This is a genomic window from Dactylosporangium sp. NPDC000555 (assembly GCF_040300025.1).
Lineage (GTDB): Bacteria > Actinomycetota > Actinomycetes > Mycobacteriales > Micromonosporaceae > Dactylosporangium.
Genome location: NZ_JBEPDB010000043.1, coordinates 31,759 through 45,624 on the forward strand (window position 1 = coordinate 31,759; position 13,866 = coordinate 45,624).

General features: G+C 69.8%; 14 protein-coding genes. 8 read left to right on the forward strand and 6 right to left on the reverse strand.

Translation table 11 applies throughout. The features are described 5' to 3' along the window. The first annotated feature begins 71 nt into the window (after positions 1–71). The 3 genes from ABT297_RS24320 to ABT297_RS24330 all read left to right on the forward strand — a co-directional run bounded on the left by ABT297_RS24320 (position 72) and on the right by ABT297_RS24330 (position 4,339). Positions 72–2,804: a cation-translocating P-type ATPase gene (locus ABT297_RS24320; protein WP_350553514.1), complete on the forward strand. Its 2,733-nt coding sequence runs from the start codon at positions 72–74 to the stop codon at positions 2,802–2,804. 26 nt (positions 2,805–2,830) lie between these two features. Next, on the forward strand, positions 2,831–3,754 hold the full coding sequence (locus ABT297_RS24325) for a PPK2 family polyphosphate kinase (RefSeq protein WP_350553516.1): 924 nt from the start codon (positions 2,831–2,833) through the stop codon (positions 3,752–3,754). Positions 3,755–3,829: 75 nt separating this feature from the next. Then, on the forward strand, positions 3,830–4,339 hold the full coding sequence (locus tag ABT297_RS24330) for a DUF1269 domain-containing protein (protein WP_350553518.1): 510 nt from the start codon (positions 3,830–3,832) through the stop codon (positions 4,337–4,339). A gap of 104 nt (positions 4,340–4,443) precedes the next feature. On the opposite strand, the gene ABT297_RS24335 is transcribed toward ABT297_RS24330, so the two are convergent. The 3 genes from ABT297_RS24335 to ABT297_RS24345 form a co-directional block, all read right to left on the reverse strand. After that, positions 4,444–5,190, reverse strand: coding sequence for an ABC transporter permease (locus ABT297_RS24335; protein ID WP_350553581.1), 747 nt, complete (start codon positions 5,188–5,190; stop codon positions 4,444–4,446). Positions 5,191–5,295: 105 nt separating this feature from the next. Continuing rightward, complete coding sequence (locus tag ABT297_RS24340) at positions 5,296–6,141, reverse strand: DUF4097 family beta strand repeat-containing protein (protein ID WP_350553520.1); 846 nt, start codon at positions 6,139–6,141, stop codon at positions 5,296–5,298. Positions 6,142–6,216: 75 nt separating this feature from the next. Beyond that, the gene (locus ABT297_RS24345; RefSeq protein ID WP_350553522.1) at positions 6,217–6,750 is read right to left on the reverse strand and encodes a ribbon-helix-helix protein, CopG family; all 534 of its coding nucleotides are present in this window, start codon (positions 6,748–6,750) and stop codon (positions 6,217–6,219) included. Between the two features lie 130 nt (positions 6,751–6,880). On the opposite strand from ABT297_RS24345, the gene ABT297_RS24350 reads away from it, so the two are divergent. From ABT297_RS24350 to ABT297_RS24360, 3 genes are read left to right on the forward strand one after another with little or no spacing between them, the layout of a single operon-like run. Further along, positions 6,881–7,222: an ArsR/SmtB family transcription factor gene (locus tag ABT297_RS24350; RefSeq protein WP_350553524.1), complete on the forward strand. Its 342-nt coding sequence runs from the start codon at positions 6,881–6,883 to the stop codon at positions 7,220–7,222. Positions 7,223–7,225: 3 nt separating this feature from the next. After that, positions 7,226–7,702 carry an SRPBCC family protein gene (locus ABT297_RS24355; protein WP_350553526.1) on the forward strand — a complete coding sequence of 159 codons (477 nt, stop codon included), beginning with the start codon at positions 7,226–7,228 and terminating at the stop codon, positions 7,700–7,702. After that, complete coding sequence (locus tag ABT297_RS24360) at positions 7,702–8,367, forward strand: dihydrofolate reductase family protein (RefSeq protein ID WP_350553528.1); 666 nt, start codon at positions 7,702–7,704, stop codon at positions 8,365–8,367. The genes ABT297_RS24355 and ABT297_RS24360 overlap by 1 nt, the downstream gene beginning before the upstream one ends. A gap of 140 nt (positions 8,368–8,507) precedes the next feature. On the opposite strand, the gene ABT297_RS24365 is transcribed toward ABT297_RS24360, so the two are convergent. The 3 genes from ABT297_RS24365 to ABT297_RS24375 all read right to left on the reverse strand — a co-directional run bounded on the left by ABT297_RS24365 (position 8,508) and on the right by ABT297_RS24375 (position 11,085). Beyond that, a complete protein-coding gene (locus ABT297_RS24365; RefSeq protein ID WP_350553530.1) occupies positions 8,508–9,470 on the reverse strand; it encodes a D-2-hydroxyacid dehydrogenase family protein in 963 nt (320 codons plus the stop codon). A 119-nt stretch (positions 9,471–9,589) separates the two neighbouring features. Further along, positions 9,590–10,306: a polysaccharide deacetylase family protein gene (locus ABT297_RS24370; RefSeq protein WP_350553532.1), complete on the reverse strand. Its 717-nt coding sequence runs from the start codon at positions 10,304–10,306 to the stop codon at positions 9,590–9,592. Then, the gene (locus ABT297_RS24375; RefSeq protein ID WP_350553534.1) at positions 10,303–11,085 is read right to left on the reverse strand and encodes a glycosyltransferase family 2 protein; all 783 of its coding nucleotides are present in this window, start codon (positions 11,083–11,085) and stop codon (positions 10,303–10,305) included. The genes ABT297_RS24370 and ABT297_RS24375 overlap by 4 nt, the downstream gene beginning before the upstream one ends. A gap of 294 nt (positions 11,086–11,379) precedes the next feature. Here ABT297_RS24375 and ABT297_RS24380 point away from each other — a divergent pair, with 294 nt between their 5' ends. Together ABT297_RS24380 and ABT297_RS24385 are read left to right on the forward strand one after the other, a co-directional pair. Continuing rightward, positions 11,380–11,706 carry a PadR family transcriptional regulator gene (locus ABT297_RS24380; protein WP_350553536.1) on the forward strand — a complete coding sequence of 109 codons (327 nt, stop codon included), beginning with the start codon at positions 11,380–11,382 and terminating at the stop codon, positions 11,704–11,706. Beyond that, the gene (locus ABT297_RS24385) at positions 11,703–13,778 is read left to right on the forward strand and encodes a hypothetical protein (RefSeq protein ID WP_350553538.1); all 2,076 of its coding nucleotides are present in this window, start codon (positions 11,703–11,705) and stop codon (positions 13,776–13,778) included. Before ABT297_RS24380 ends, ABT297_RS24385 begins: the two co-directional genes overlap by 4 nt. Positions 13,779–13,866: the final 88 nt, after the last annotated feature.

Below are 13,866 nucleotides of genomic sequence, written 5' to 3' on the forward strand. Positions count from 1 at the left end.
GCGTGCGTCAACCGCCGGCGAGTGGGTAGTCCGCACGCACCAAGCGTCGGATTCCAGGAGGCGATCAGCCTATGGCCACGTTGTCGACCAAGCACGCCGAAACCCCGCCCTTCCACGCGCTGTCGGTCGACGACGCACTCGCCGCGGAGCACGTCGAACCGCTGACCGGCCTGTCAGCCGCCGAGGCCTCGTCCCGGCGCGCCAAGTGCGGCCCGAACCGATTGGTCGAGTCGCGCAAGGAGCCGTGGTGGCGGGCGTTCCTGCGGCAGTACGCGGACCCGATGCAGATCGTCCTGCTGTGCGCCGGGATCGGCAGCCTCTACCCGCTCGAGCAGTTCGGCACGGGCATCCTGCTGCTGGCATTGACGCTGTTCAACGCGGTGCTCGGGCTGCGGCAGGAGGGCAAGGCCGCGGCCGCCGTCAGCGCGCTGCAGAAGATGATGATCGTCAAGGCGCGGGTGCGCCGCGACGGGCAGCTGACCGAGCTTGCGGCCGAGGACCTCGTGCCGGGTGACGTCGTGCAGGTCGAGGCCGGCGATCTGGTCCCGGCCGACGGGCGACTGGTCAGGTCCGCCGGGCTCGAGGTCGACGAGTCGGCGCTGACCGGCGAGAGTGTCCCGGTCGCCAAGAACGCCGACACGGTGGCCGGAGCCGACGCGGCCCTCGGCGACCGGGTCGGCATGGTGTACATGAACACCAACGTCACCCGCGGCACCGGCGAGCTCGTCGTCACCGCCACCGGGATGGCAACCGAGGTCGGGCACATCTCCGGCATGCTGCAGGACGAGCGGGGCGCCGAGACGCCGCTGACCCGGCAGCTGTCGCGGCTGACCAACCAGATCCTCGTCGTCGCCGGAGTCGCGCTGCTGCTGTCGATCGCGCTGAACCTGGCCCGCGGCAACGCGTTCAACGTGGTGTTCCTCGCCGCGATCGCCTTCGCGATCTCGGCCATCCCCACCGGCCTGCCGGCGGTCGTGACGACGATCCTGTCGCTGGGCACCCAACTGCTCGCTCGGGCGAACGCGATCGTCAAGCGGCTGCGGTCGACCGAGACGCTCGGGTCGACCTCGGCCGTCAACTCGGACAAGACCGGGACGTTGACGCTGAACCAGATGACCGCTGTCGAGCTGAGCATCCCGGGCCGGCGATACGTGGTGTCGGGCAGCGGATACCGCACCGACGGCGACATCCGGCACTCCGCCGGCCAGCCGGACGTGCCGTTGGAGCCGTTCCTGCTGCCGATGGCGCTGGCCGGCGACGCGGTGGTGAGCGACGGCCGGCTGGTCGGCGATCCCACCGAGGGCGCGCTGGTCGTGCTCGCCGAGAAGGGCCACCTCGACGTGGCCTCGACGCGGCAGCGTTACCCGCGCGTCGCGGAGGTGCCGTTCGACGCCGCGTACAAGCTGATGGCGACGTTCCACCGGATGACCGACGAGTCGGGCAACGACGTCGTGCGCTGCTTCGTCAAGGGTGCCCCGGACCAGCTGCTCGCCCGCGCGGCGTCGGTGATCACGCCCGACGTGGCGCCCACCCCGCTGGACGACGACCTCCGCGCACGCTACATGGCCGAGAACGAGCGGCTCGCCGCGCAGGGGCTGCGGGTCATGGCCACGGCCCGCAAGGACTTCGACCCGGCGACATTCGACCCGCGGGCGGACCTGCTCGGCGCGCTCACAGGGCTGACGCTGCTCGCCCTCGTCGGCATCGTCGACCCGCCGCGGCCGCAGGCGAAGGCCGCGATCGCCACGGCGAGGGACGCCGGGATGCGGGTCCGCATGATCACCGGCGATCACGCCGTCACCGCGGCGGCCATCGCGCAGCAGCTCGGCATCGACGGCCGGGCCATCAGCGGGGCCGAGTTCGCCGCGATGAGCGACGAGCAGCTCATCCGCGAGATCGACGACATCGGGGTCATCGCCCGGGTGACACCCGAACACAAGGTACGTCTCGTGGAGATCCTGCAGCGCAAGGGCAACATCGTCGCGATGACCGGCGACGGCGTCAACGACGCGCCCGCCCTCAAACGCGCCGACATCGGCATCGCGATGGGCATCACCGGCACCGAGGTCTCGAAAGAGGCCGCCGCGATGATCCTCACCGACGACGACTTCGCGACCATCGTCAAGGCCGTGGAGATCGGCCGGGCGCTGTACGACAACCTCAAACGGTACGTCTTCTTCCAGATGGGCGTCCTCATCGGCTTCATCGCCACGTTCCTCGGCGCGAGCATCTTCAACATCGCCTCAGGCGTGCCGTTCCTGCCGTTGCAGACGCTCTGGGTGAACTTCACGACCCAGGTGTTCCAGGCCATCGGCCTCGGCTACGGCAAGCAGGACCCGGACGTCATGCGGCGGCCGCCCCGCCGCTCCGATGAACCGCTGCTGTCCACACGCACCCTGCTCTGGCTCGCCGTCGTCGGCCTGGTGCTGGGCGCGGTCACCCTGGCCGTGATTGCCGGGGCCGACCGGGCCTACGGGACCGGCGTGGCCCGCACCATGGGGCTGACCACGTTCTCGATCCTCAACCTGGTGCTGTCGTTCACCGTCCGCAGCGACGTGCGGTCAATGTTCAGCCTGGACACGTTCGAAGACCACCGGTTCCTCGTCACCAGCGGCATGTCGGTCATCGCGATCGTTCTCGCCACCGAACTCGGCCTGCTCCAGCGCATCCTGCACACCGTCAGCCTCGACCTGACGCAGTGGCTCGTGTGCCTGGCCGCCGGCGTGCCGGTGATCGTGGTGACCGAGCTGCGCAAGATGGTGTTGCGTCACCGTGGCGCGACGACCGGGGCGCTGGCCGCATGACGAACGGAAGGACGCGGCAGACCGCCATGACCGACCGGGAAGCGAAGCGGATCGCCGAGTTGATCGCACCGTTGCGGGTCCCGCCCGCGACGAAGGTCCGCCTGCCGGGGCGCTACGACCCGGGGTACACGGCGCGGATGGCCGGCAAACGCGACGGCGCCGAACTGCTCCAGCGAGGGGTCACCCTGCTGACCGAGTACCAGGCGAGGCTGGCCGCCCAGGATCGGCACGGCCTCCTCGTGGTGCTCCAGGGGCCCGACGCGGCCGGCAAGGACGGCACGATCCGTCACGTCATGAGCGGCGTGAACCCGCAGGGTGTGCGCGTGCACAGCTTCAAGGTGCCGTCGGCGGAAGAACTCGACCACGACTATCTGTGGCGCTTCGCGCAACGGCTGCCCGGCCGCGGCGAGATCGCCATCTTCAACCGCTCGCACTACGAGGAGATCCTTGTCGTCCGGGTGCATCCCGAGCATCTGGAGCACGAAAAACTGCCGGCGGAGGCCAAGGCCGGCAACGTGTGGAAACGCCGGTATCGCGCCATCAACAGCTGGGAGCATCACCTGTCCGACAGCGGTTTCCGCATCGTGAAGCTGTTCCTCAACCTGTCGAAGGAGGAGCAGCGCAAGCGCCTGCTGAAGAGGATCGACCGGCCCGAGAAGAACTGGAAGTTCTCCGCCGCCGATCTGCGCGAACGGCAGAGCTGGGACGCCTACCAGACGGCGTACTCCGACATGCTGTCGAACACGAGCACGAACTGGGCCCCCTGGTACGTCATTCCGGCCGACCACAAGTGGTTCGCCCGGCTCGCCGCGGCGGCGGTGATCGCCAACGCGCTCATCGAGATCGACCCGCGGTTCCCCACGGTCGATCGGTCGGAGCGTCAGGCGTTGCTCCGCGCCAAGGCGGAGCTCGTCACTCCCTCCGAGCGAGGCGGTCCGGAGACGAAGTGATCACCGTTGCAGCTAGGCGGACCCGCCCGCGCCGAAGGGCGGTGCCGATCAACCGGCGATCTGAGAGGACACATCATGAGCGATCTGATTGCGATCGGATACCGCGACGTGAGCACCGCTGACGCGGCACGGCAGAAGATCATGGACCTGCAACGGCAGGGACTCATCACCGTGCGCGACGCCGCCGTGGTGGAGGCCGGCGCTGACGGCAAGGTCCGGCTGCATCAGGCGGCAAGCGCGACCGCTGTCGGAGCGGCCGGTGGGGCCATGTGGGGCGGACTCATCGGGCTGCTGTTCTTCGCGCCGTTCCTCGGTATGGCGGTCGGTGCGGCCGCCGGTGCGGTCGCCGGAAAGGCCACCGACGTCGGGGTCGACGACAAGTTCATGAAGGACGTCGGCGCGGCGCTTCAGCCCGGCTCCGCGGCACTGTTCCTGCTCATCGACCAGGTCACCGTCGACAAGGTCGTGGCAGAGATGGCGCCGTACCAGTTCGGTGGTCAACTGCTGCGCAGTTCTCTGAGCATGGAGGCGGAGCAGCACCTGCGCGACACCGTCGAGGCCGCGCACCTGACGCCCGCACGATGAGCGGCCCGCGTCGGTAACCCGGCGGACGGCGGACCGCCGACGGCCGTGACAGGGTGTGGTGCCCTCACGCCGTCGACGGTCCGCTCTGTCGTGCCGCGCTCGTTTCAGTGGGAGGACTCGCGGTTGAACAGGCATTTCGACCAGAGGTATCCGCCCAGCGCGATGACGGCGCACCAGACGAGCGCGATCCACGCGTTGTTCCCGATCGGCTTGCCCATCAGCAGGCCGCGCAGGGTCTCGATGATCGGCGTGAACGGCTGGTACTCGGCGAACCAGCGCAGACCGGCCGGCATGGAGTCGGTTGGGACGAACCCGCTGCCGAGGAAGGGCAGCAGTACCAGCGGCATGGGCAGGTTGCTCGCGGTCTCGACGCTCTTGCTCACCTGGCCGAGCGCGACGGACAGCCAGACGAGCGCGAAGGTCACCACCACCAGGAAACCGGCCGTGGCCAGCCATGCCCCCAGCCCGGCGGTGGGCCGGAAGCCGACCAGCAAGGCCACGCCGATCACGATCGCCAGGCTGAACACCGCCTGGATCACGCTGCCCAGGACGTGTCCGGTCAGCACCGAGACACGGGCGATGTGCATGGTACGAAACCGGGCGATGATGCCTTCGGTCATGTCCATGGCGATCGAGATCGCGGTTCCCTGGACCGTGGCCGTCACGGTCATCAGGGTGAGCAGCTTGTCCACCGCGGAGAACTGACCAGTGACGCCGATCGCGGCGCGCACCGCGTCCGGTTCGCGGGCGAGGTCGTGCCCGGCGACCCGGACGTCACCGGCGTCGGCACCGATCAACGTGGACAGAATCTTGACGGTGGTGGTCTTTCCGGCGCCGTTCGCGCCGAGCAGCGAGAAGACCGCGCACGTGCCGATCGAGACCGTCGAGTACGACGTGGTCGCCGAACGATTTCCGTAGCCCGGTCGCGGCGATCGCCGCCCGGGATTGCTTGGTGCTCACGGCTTCGAGCGGTGGATGGTGATGTCACCGTAGGAGGTGCGGCCACGCACCTCAACGGTCTGGTCGGTCTCGTCGGGCCCGGCGGCGTTCTCCAGCTGGTTGCGCACGTGCCCGTGTCCGGTGTTCACCTCGAGCCAGGCGGCGGTGCCCTCGGCGATGCCGATGTCCAGGTCGCCCACGGCGGTCCCGAGGACGACCGAGCCGCGGACCACCTCGCCGAGGCGGATGCCGCCGTTGGAGGTCTTCGCGTCGACGCCGGCGCCGGCCCACTCGATGTGGATGGCGCCGTTGGCGTTGCGCACCTGCGCGTCCCCGCTGACCGCGTCGATCGTGGTGTCGCCGTTGGAGTTCTTGACCACCGCGGCGCCCTCGATCTCGCCGAGCTGGATCTTGCCCGTGCCGGTGGAGATCTCGGCGTTGCCCGTGACGCCGTCGGCGGTGACGTGACCGATCCCGGTGTGCAGGCGAAGCGGGCCGGTTCGTTCGAGCCAGACGTTGCCGGTGGTCTTGAGCCGGCACTCCGCGAGCCGGCCGACACAGCGGATGTCGCCCATCAGCAGGTGGGCGGACAGCTGGGAATCGCTGGGTAGCTCGATGGATACGTCGACCGACCTGGTCTTTTTGGAGAAGTCGAAAACGCGCTTCGGACCGGTGATCTGGAGCGTGCCGTTGGTGTACTCGACACGGACCTGCTGAGCGGCCTTCACGTCGGACTCGTCGGCTTCGTCGCTCGGGTGGACCTCGACGATGGTGTCGGTCCGGTCGCTCGCGGCGATGCGCACGTCGCCGACGCCGAGTTCGAGCGTGACGGAGATCGGTCCGGGCGTCTCGTAATGTGGCATGGTTGTCCCCGCATCATGGGTGGGTGAGGCGTCCCCGCAGGTCGGGGACGTGGTGTGCAGGCAGCGTGGGGTGCGTCAGCGCACCCAGCCGGTGAAGCGCTGCTGGGTCCGTTTCGTGCTGCCGCGTGGCTCGGGACGCTGATCGCGCTCGGGCCGCTGCAAGCCGGCGGCGGCTGCCCGGACCAGCCAGGCGTTGACCGAGCGCCCCTCCTTGGCCGCGGCCTCCTCGATCGCGGCCTTGAGCTGCTCGGGCATGCGCACGTTGATCCGGGCGGCGGGCCCGTCCTCGGCGACCGGCAGGTCGCCGTCCGGCGCGCCGTCGACCGTCGCCGCGGTGTCCCCGGCAGGGGGCCCGAGCGGCTCGGCGGGTGGCGGGGTCACGACGAAGTTGGGATCGCGTCCGCGCAGGCGCAGCTCCACCGAACCCGGAGCCAGATCCCGGGTGATCTCGTCGGCGGCGGCCGACAGCGCCTCCAGCAGTGTCATCCGGATCGCCGACTCGAGCGATCCCGTCAGGCGCTCGACCAGCGCAGCCGCCTCCTCACCGCCGGCTTCGGCGAGCGTGGCGAACTCACGTCCGAGGTTGCTCACATACGAGGTCAAGTCCATGGTGCCAATATGGCACATACATGACACACAAACAAGCCATGTTGGCTCAGCGAAGGTGTCACCTTGGCACCATTCGACATGCCCGACGAGCGGCTTGAACGTATTCCGTTATAGGCATACGATGGCCGCCATGGCACGAGCAGCGACGACGTCGGACGCGTTCAACGCGATCGCCGAGCCGCAGCGCCGGGACATCCTGGCGCTGCTGCGGGCGGGTGAGCGGCCGGTGACCGACCTGGCCCAGGAGCTGGGGATGAGCCAGCCGCGGGCGTCCAAACACCTGCGGGTGCTCAGAGAGGTCGGGCTGGTGCGGGTCCGCGGGGCGGGCAAGCAGCGCCTCTACGGCCTGGACGCCCGCGGGCTGCGGCCGATCCACGAGTGGATCGGCGGGTTCGAGCGGTTCTGGAACGAGAGTTTCGACCGGCTGGACACCTACGTGCAGGACCTGAAGCAGGCAACGCAGGAGGAGTAGCTGATGAGCGCGACGGCCGACCGCGAAATTCTCATCTCGCGGGGCATCGATGCCCCGCGAGAGCTGGTGTTCGAGGCGTTCACCGAGGTGCGGCACCTGTCGCGGTGGTGGGGTCCGGAGGGGTTCACCACCACCACACGGGCGTTCGAGTTCCGCGTCGGCGGGGAATGGGACTTCGTGATGCACGGACCGGACGGGACGGACTACCAGGAGTGGATCACCTGGACCGAGATCACCCCGCCGGAGCGGATCGCGCTGCTGCACGGTGAGACCCGCGACGACCCGAACGCCTTCGAGTCGGTCCTCACGTTCGCGCACGACGGGGCGGCGACCCGGATCGAGATGCGCACGGTGTTCCCCACCAAGGAACTGCGCGACGAGGCGGTCGAGAAGTACCACGCGATCGAGGGCGGCCGGCAGACCTTGAACAACCTGGCTGTCTACGTCACCGAGATCGTTCGGAAGGGAGCGGAGGGCTGATGGCCGGGAAGGTGTTCTTCAGCGTGACGATGTCGCTCGACGGCTTCATGGCGCCGGAGGCCGTGCCCGTCGAGGACGTCTTCTCGCCCGAAGGTCGCAGCGACCCGAGGGTCCAGCGCTGGATGACGAAGTGGTCGCAGCTGCAGGCGTGGGTGTTCCCGCAGCGGTGGTTCCGGGAGAACCTCAAGCTCGGCGAGGGCGGCGAGGAAGGACTCGACAACGACATCGTGCGGGAGACGTTCGAGCGCACCGGCGCGAGCGTCATGGGCAAGCGCATGTTCGACGCCGGTGAGCTGGCGTGGCCGGAGGAGGCGCCGTTCCACACGCCGGTCTTCGTCGTGACGCACACCGAGCGTGACCCCTGGAAGCGGCCGGGCGGGACCACGTTCCACTTCGTCAACGACGGCATCGAGACCGCGCTCGAGCAGGCCCGCGAGGCCGCCGGCGACCGAGACGTCCGCATCGCCGGCGGCGCCGAGACGATCCTGCAGTACGTGAACGCCGGCCTGGTCGACGAGTTCTCGATCGCGCTGTCGCCCGTGCTGTTCGGCTCCGGAATCCGCCTGTTCGAGGGCGTGGACGCGACCCGCGTGGCCCTGGAGCCGGTCCGCGCGGAGCCCTCCCCGCGGGTGACGCACCTGACCTATGCCGTGCGCCTACGGTAGCCGCGCGTGAGCAGCGCTTCGGTCGCCGGCCGGCCAAACCGACGCGCATGATAGGCCGGCAAGCCGGCGAGCCGGGTGACCGCCGCGGTAGGCCGGTCACCCGACCGCCGGCCACGGACCTTCCCGAGGAGACGTGACGCTTACGACTCGGCCGGGATCACCCGAACCGGGGCGCCCTGCAGCCACGACACGATGTTCTCCACCGCGTCCCCGAAGAATCGCTCGTACATCGGCACCGAGACATAGCCGATGTGCGGTGTCAGGACGGTGTTCGGCGCGACCCGCAGCGGGTGGTCCGCCGGCAACGGCTCGACGGAGAACACGTCCAGGGCCGCACCGGCGATGACCGCCTCCGACAGGGCGGTGGCCAGGGCATACTCGTCTACGATCGGCCCACGCGAGGTGTTCACCAGGTAGCCGCGCGGGCCCAGCAGTTCCAGTTCCGCCCGCCCGATCAGGTTGGTCGTGCGTTCGCTCAGCTTGAGATGGACGCTCGCCACATCGGCCCGCTCGAACAGCTCCTGCTTGCTCACGCGCTCGACGCCTGCTTCGGCGGCGCGCTCGTCGGTGAGATTCTCGCTCCAGGCGACGACGTTCATGTCGAACGCCCGCGCGTAGCGGGCGATCCGCTTGCCGATGTTGCCCAGCCCGATGACGCCGAGGGTCGACCCGGCCAGCTCGGGACCGATCGTGGTTTGCCACTGCCCGGCGCGCAGCGCGGCATCCTCCGCGGGCACCCGGCGGGTGACCGCCAGGATGAGGGCCCACGTCAGCTCGGCCGTGGTGTGCGGTACGGACCCGGTGCCGCACACCACAACCCCGCGGGCATGCGCGGCCGGGACGTCGATCGCCGCGTTGAACGCACCGGTGGTGACCAGGAGCGCCAGATTGGGCAGCCGCTCGAGGATCGCCGCCGGGAAGGGCGTCCGCTCGCGCATCGCCACGACCACCTCGAACGGTTCCAGGCGGCGCACCAGGTCATCCGGGTCGGCGACGTGGTCACTGAAGAACGTGACCTCGGCTCGATCGTTCAGCGGCGTCCAATCGGCACTTGACCGGGCGACACTCTGGTAATCGTCAAGGACAGCGACTCGAATCGACATAACGCCAGCTTAGCCCACCGACGATCTTGGTCCGGACGACCGTCCGCGCCCGAAGTCACGTCGTACAGCTGCCACAGCTTTCCGTCGGTGCCCTCATCGATGGGTGCCGTTTCGGAGGTCTACGCCTGGTAGGCAGGCACACCGAGCAGATCGTCCACCGTCACGAACCGGTAGCCCCGGGCCAGCAGTCCCTCGATCGTCTCCCGCACCGCGACGACCGTCTCGGCGCGGTTGCCGCCCCGGCTGTCGAACCCGTCGTGGAAGATGAGGATCGAGCCAGGGCGCGTCTTGGCGACGGCGCGGCGGGCCATCCGTACGCCGGACGGCTGAAACACCTCCAGCGCATGGCCGAACTCACCGGCGATCGGGTGCAGGCCGCTTCGACGCAACATCCGCAGCAGAGCCGGCTGGCGCCACAGCCACGGCGTGCGGGCCAGCGCTGGAGTTCGGCCGGTGACTCGCGCCAGCACACGTTGGGTCCGTTCGACCTCCCGCTCGTACGCCCTCGGCCGCAGGTATGTGCCGAACCGGTGGCTCAGCGAATGGTTGCCCAGGACATGGCCGGCGTCGATCGCGCGCCGGGCGGTCTCGGGGTGGCGCTCGACGCACTGCCCGACGTGGAAGAAGGTCGCCCGGATGTCGTGCGCCGCCAGGATGTCGAGAATCTGCGAGGTGTACGGCTCGTTCGGGCCGTCGTCGAACGTCAGCGCCACCACCCGCTCGGCGGCTGCGCCACGGTACGGGTAGTCGCGCGAAGACGGGGCGAAGGGCGACATCAGCAACCAGTACGCCGCGCCGAGCACGGCCAGCAGTACCATCCCGGTCAGGACGATCACCGGACCGCCTCGCGGCTGGCCGCCGGGGTTGCCTCGAACGACCCGGCATAGTCGCGGAACGCCGGCGCCGATCCGAGCACGCGCCGCCCCGCGATCCGGTTTACGGCATAGGTCAGCATGTAGTGCACCGGCAGGGTCACGAACAGGTTGTACGCGAGCCCACGGGTGAGCCTCCGGCCCGACGTGTAGGTCGGGTTGCCCTGGTCGTAGACGACCCGGCCCTTCTTGCGCAGCCGGCGCAGCTGGTCGAGTTCGTCGCCGCCCTGCGTCAGGCTGGTGTCGTAACCCGTCCAGGCCTCGCGGCGGAAGGCGATGTTCGTCGCGCTCGCGTACACGGCGCGGCCGGTCAGGCGATAGGCGCCGTTGACCGCTGCGAACAGGATCTGGCCGTAGAGCCGGCCCCAGCGGGGACCGTCAATGTACCGACAGGGGCCGACGACCGCGACGATGCGCCCATCGCCGCGAAACCGCGCGTCGATACGGCTGAGCCAATCACGGCCGTAGACCGTGTCGGCGTCGGCCGAGACGACGATCTCACCACGCGCCGCCTCCGTGCCGCGTTGGCGGGCGTTGCACACCCCGGGCACCGGCTCGACCACGACCCGCGCGCCGAGGTCGCGAGCGATGCCCGCGGTCTCGTCCGTGCAATTGTTGTCGACCACGATGACCTCGCACACCCCGTCGAAATCCTGCTTCTGCAGGGAGAGGAGAGCGTCGGTGAGATAGCCAGCCTCATTGAAGCACGGGATGACGATGCTGAACCTGGGCCTCTCTGCCATGTGCATCAGTCTTGGACAGCGGATCGGCCGAAACGATCAGGAAGTCCCCCCATTTCGACCGGGGGCTTTCCCCCTAAACGCACACCGGCCTTCCCCTGAGTCATCCGCGTCGACCGACCATCATGTTCGCCGTGATCACGGAGTAAAAGTGCACAAGGAGCAGCACGTTTACTCCATGATCTTGGAAAGGATGGCTGCCGACGCTGCACACCGGCAGCGCCCGAACGGCCTGGCGGCGAGGGGCCGCCGATGGCGCCGACTGACCCCGGTTCGACCCTATGTAGTATTCCGAGTATGGATGGCTTGCGAATGACGACCGCGGTGGTGAAGGTCGTGGCCGCATTATTGGCGGATCCGACCGCCGACCGTTATGGGCTCGAGCTCATGCGTACCACCGGGCTGCCCAGCGGCACGCTGTATCCCGTGCTGGAACGGCTGCAGCGTGCCGGCTGGGTGGAGGCGTACTGGGAGCAGCTCGACCCGGCGGCCGCCGGCCGGCCGGCGCGGCGCTACTACCGGCTCACCGCCGACGGCACGGCAGCGGCACGGTCCGAGCTGGCGGCGCTGCACCAGCAGTTGGGGCGCGCGCAGCAGCCTTCCGCCCAGCCGAGGCTGACGTGAACCGGCTGGTGCGGGCAGCCGTCCACGTCGCCTGGCGGCGTTGGCCGGAGCAGGTGCGCGACGAGCGGCGCCAGGAGTGGGAAGCAGAGCTGGCCGTCCTGGCGAGCGAGCCGGGTCGTGGCCGGTTGGCTCGACGGCTGGGCGTGCTGCGGTTCGCGCTGAGCCTGGCCTGGTCACCGCCGGTGGAGGACGAGCACGGGGTGCCCCGCGGCTGGCCTGAGATCCTGTCGGTCCTCGGCCGCGCCTTGCGGGCGCCACTTGCGCTGGCCGCCGCCTTTGTGACCGGCTCTGCGGCCGTCGCCGCGCTGCAGTTCGTGCTCAGGACGGTACGGATGATGAGCGGAGGCGACCCTGACGTGTTCCGCACCGACGTCGACTGGCCCGGCGCCGGACTCAACGCCATCGTGCTGGTCGCCGTCGCCGGGACCGGCCTGTTCGGCAACTGGCTGGGCCGACGGCTCCCGGTGAACTGGGCACACCGCGGCCGGATGGGCGATGTCGGCTCAGCCGTCGTCGCGCCGCTGGTGCTCGCGGCGTCCTTCCTCGCGATGCACCAGCTCCTCTCCCCGGACTTCCAGGATGATCCGAGCATCGTGACGTATCTGCCGCCCGACGTGGTTCCGGCCACGCTGGTCTGGACCGTTGTGGTCGTGGCCGTGGCTATTGCCGTCGCCCGGCTCACCGGACGCGGATCGCCCGGAACACCCGGACCGCAGCGGTCCGGCAGGCCACACCGCCCCGGCCTTGCCTGGCTGGTCGGCATGGGCGGCGGTGCGCTGGCGCTGTCGCTCGCGGGGATCGTCGCCGGGTTGCGCACGGCCCTACGGGTCGGGCTGGATCCGTTCACCGCTCTACTGTGGACGCCGCAGGCTCTGCTGCTGCCGACGGACAGCGGGCCGTCATACGGTCCCCGCGATCATGGCATGGTCGCTTCCGCCGAGGTGGTCGGCTTCGTGTCGAGCACGGTACAACCGCTGCTGCTCGCGACCGTGCTGGCGATCACCTATGCCGCCGTGGCCCGACGCCGGCCCGAACCGGTGACGGTCCGGCTCCCCATCACCGATGCGCCTCCAACCGCCCGGCCGGAGCCGGCCCGGCTGCCGCTGGCGGTGGCCGCGGGCGGCGTGGTGCTCTGGGCGTTCACGCTGACGGTCCTCACCCCGAAGCTGGTCCCGCTGGAGCGCGACCATTTCTTCGGCGAGCTCCACACGCGGGCTCACGACATCCGCCTCGGCGCCCTGCTGGCAGCACTGCTCGGCGTCGTCGCGGCCATCGCGGCCCGAGGCGCGATGGTGGTGCCGGCCGTGCTGGGCGGCGCCGCGCTGGTGACGGCCGACACCCTGGTGGACCGCGCCGATCTCGGTGGTCCGGTCGTATTCATGGCCGCGGCTGGGGCCGCGCTCGCCATCCTCGCGGCCGCCGTCTGGCTCGGTGCTCGACTCGGGCGCATCCCGCCGGCGCAGGCGACGGCAGATCGGACACGGCTCGGCATCGCCGTGCTGGCCGCATGGAGCGCGCCCGGCCTGTTCACCGGCGCCACCTACCTCCATGACGACCTGGTACCCCGTGAACTGCCCGTCGGTATCGGACTGGCCGCCGCGGTGCTGCTCCTGCTGGCGGCCGGGGTGGTCCGGACCATGGTTGGGCGGTGGAACCCGCCGCTCGTGGCCCTCCCCGCGCTGGCCGTGCTGCTCACGGCGGCGTCCTGGTGGATTCCCGAGCTGCCGGACCTCATGATGGTCGACATGCTGGCACCGCTGACCGTGGTGCTCACGGTCGCGGCGGCGCGCTGGGGCTCCGGCCGTCGCCTGGTCTGGCTCGCTGTGACAATCGGCGCGCTTGTGGCGGGCTACCCGTCGGCCATCCTGCAGCTCCTAACCGCGCTGCTGGTCGGCAGCCCACTCATGGAGGCTGCCGGCTACGGCAACCCACCCGACGGCCAGCTCATTCTGCCAGGTGGGCTGATCTGCGGCCTCGGTCTGGCCGTACTGGCAACGACGGTCGCGTCGCGTCGACCAGTCCCCGCTGACCTGCCGGTGCCGGTGGATCAGCCGACCGCGCGACCCGCCTGACGGCCGATCCCACCCGCCGTCGACGCCTGGCGGCGCTGGCGGCGGGTGGGGAGCCAGACAGCGGGGCCGGTCGTCAGGACCGTCGCAG

What these genes read in the sequence shown, in the direction of transcription:
- ABT297_RS24320 (WP_350553514.1), top strand. Translation starts at nt 72, where the DNA reads ATGGCCACGTTGTCGACCAAGCACGCCGAAACCCCGCCCTTCCACGCG.
- ABT297_RS24325 (WP_350553516.1), top strand. Translation starts at nt 2,831, where the DNA reads ATGACCGACCGGGAAGCGAAGCGGATCGCCGAGTTGATCGCACCGTTG.
- ABT297_RS24330 (WP_350553518.1), top strand. Translation starts at nt 3,830, where the DNA reads ATGAGCGATCTGATTGCGATCGGATACCGCGACGTGAGCACCGCTGAC.
- ABT297_RS24340 (WP_350553520.1), bottom strand. Translation starts at nt 6,141, where the DNA reads ATGCCACATTACGAGACGCCCGGACCGATCTCCGTCACGCTCGAACTC.
- ABT297_RS24345 (WP_350553522.1), bottom strand. Translation starts at nt 6,750, where the DNA reads ATGGACTTGACCTCGTATGTGAGCAACCTCGGACGTGAGTTCGCCACG.
- ABT297_RS24350 (WP_350553524.1), top strand. Translation starts at nt 6,881, where the DNA reads ATGGCACGAGCAGCGACGACGTCGGACGCGTTCAACGCGATCGCCGAG.
- ABT297_RS24355 (WP_350553526.1), top strand. Translation starts at nt 7,226, where the DNA reads ATGAGCGCGACGGCCGACCGCGAAATTCTCATCTCGCGGGGCATCGAT.
- ABT297_RS24360 (WP_350553528.1), top strand. Translation starts at nt 7,702, where the DNA reads ATGGCCGGGAAGGTGTTCTTCAGCGTGACGATGTCGCTCGACGGCTTC.
- ABT297_RS24365 (WP_350553530.1), bottom strand. Translation starts at nt 9,470, where the DNA reads ATGTCGATTCGAGTCGCTGTCCTTGACGATTACCAGAGTGTCGCCCGG.
- ABT297_RS24375 (WP_350553534.1), bottom strand. Translation starts at nt 11,085, where the DNA reads ATGGCAGAGAGGCCCAGGTTCAGCATCGTCATCCCGTGCTTCAATGAG.
- ABT297_RS24380 (WP_350553536.1), top strand. Translation starts at nt 11,380, where the DNA reads ATGGATGGCTTGCGAATGACGACCGCGGTGGTGAAGGTCGTGGCCGCA.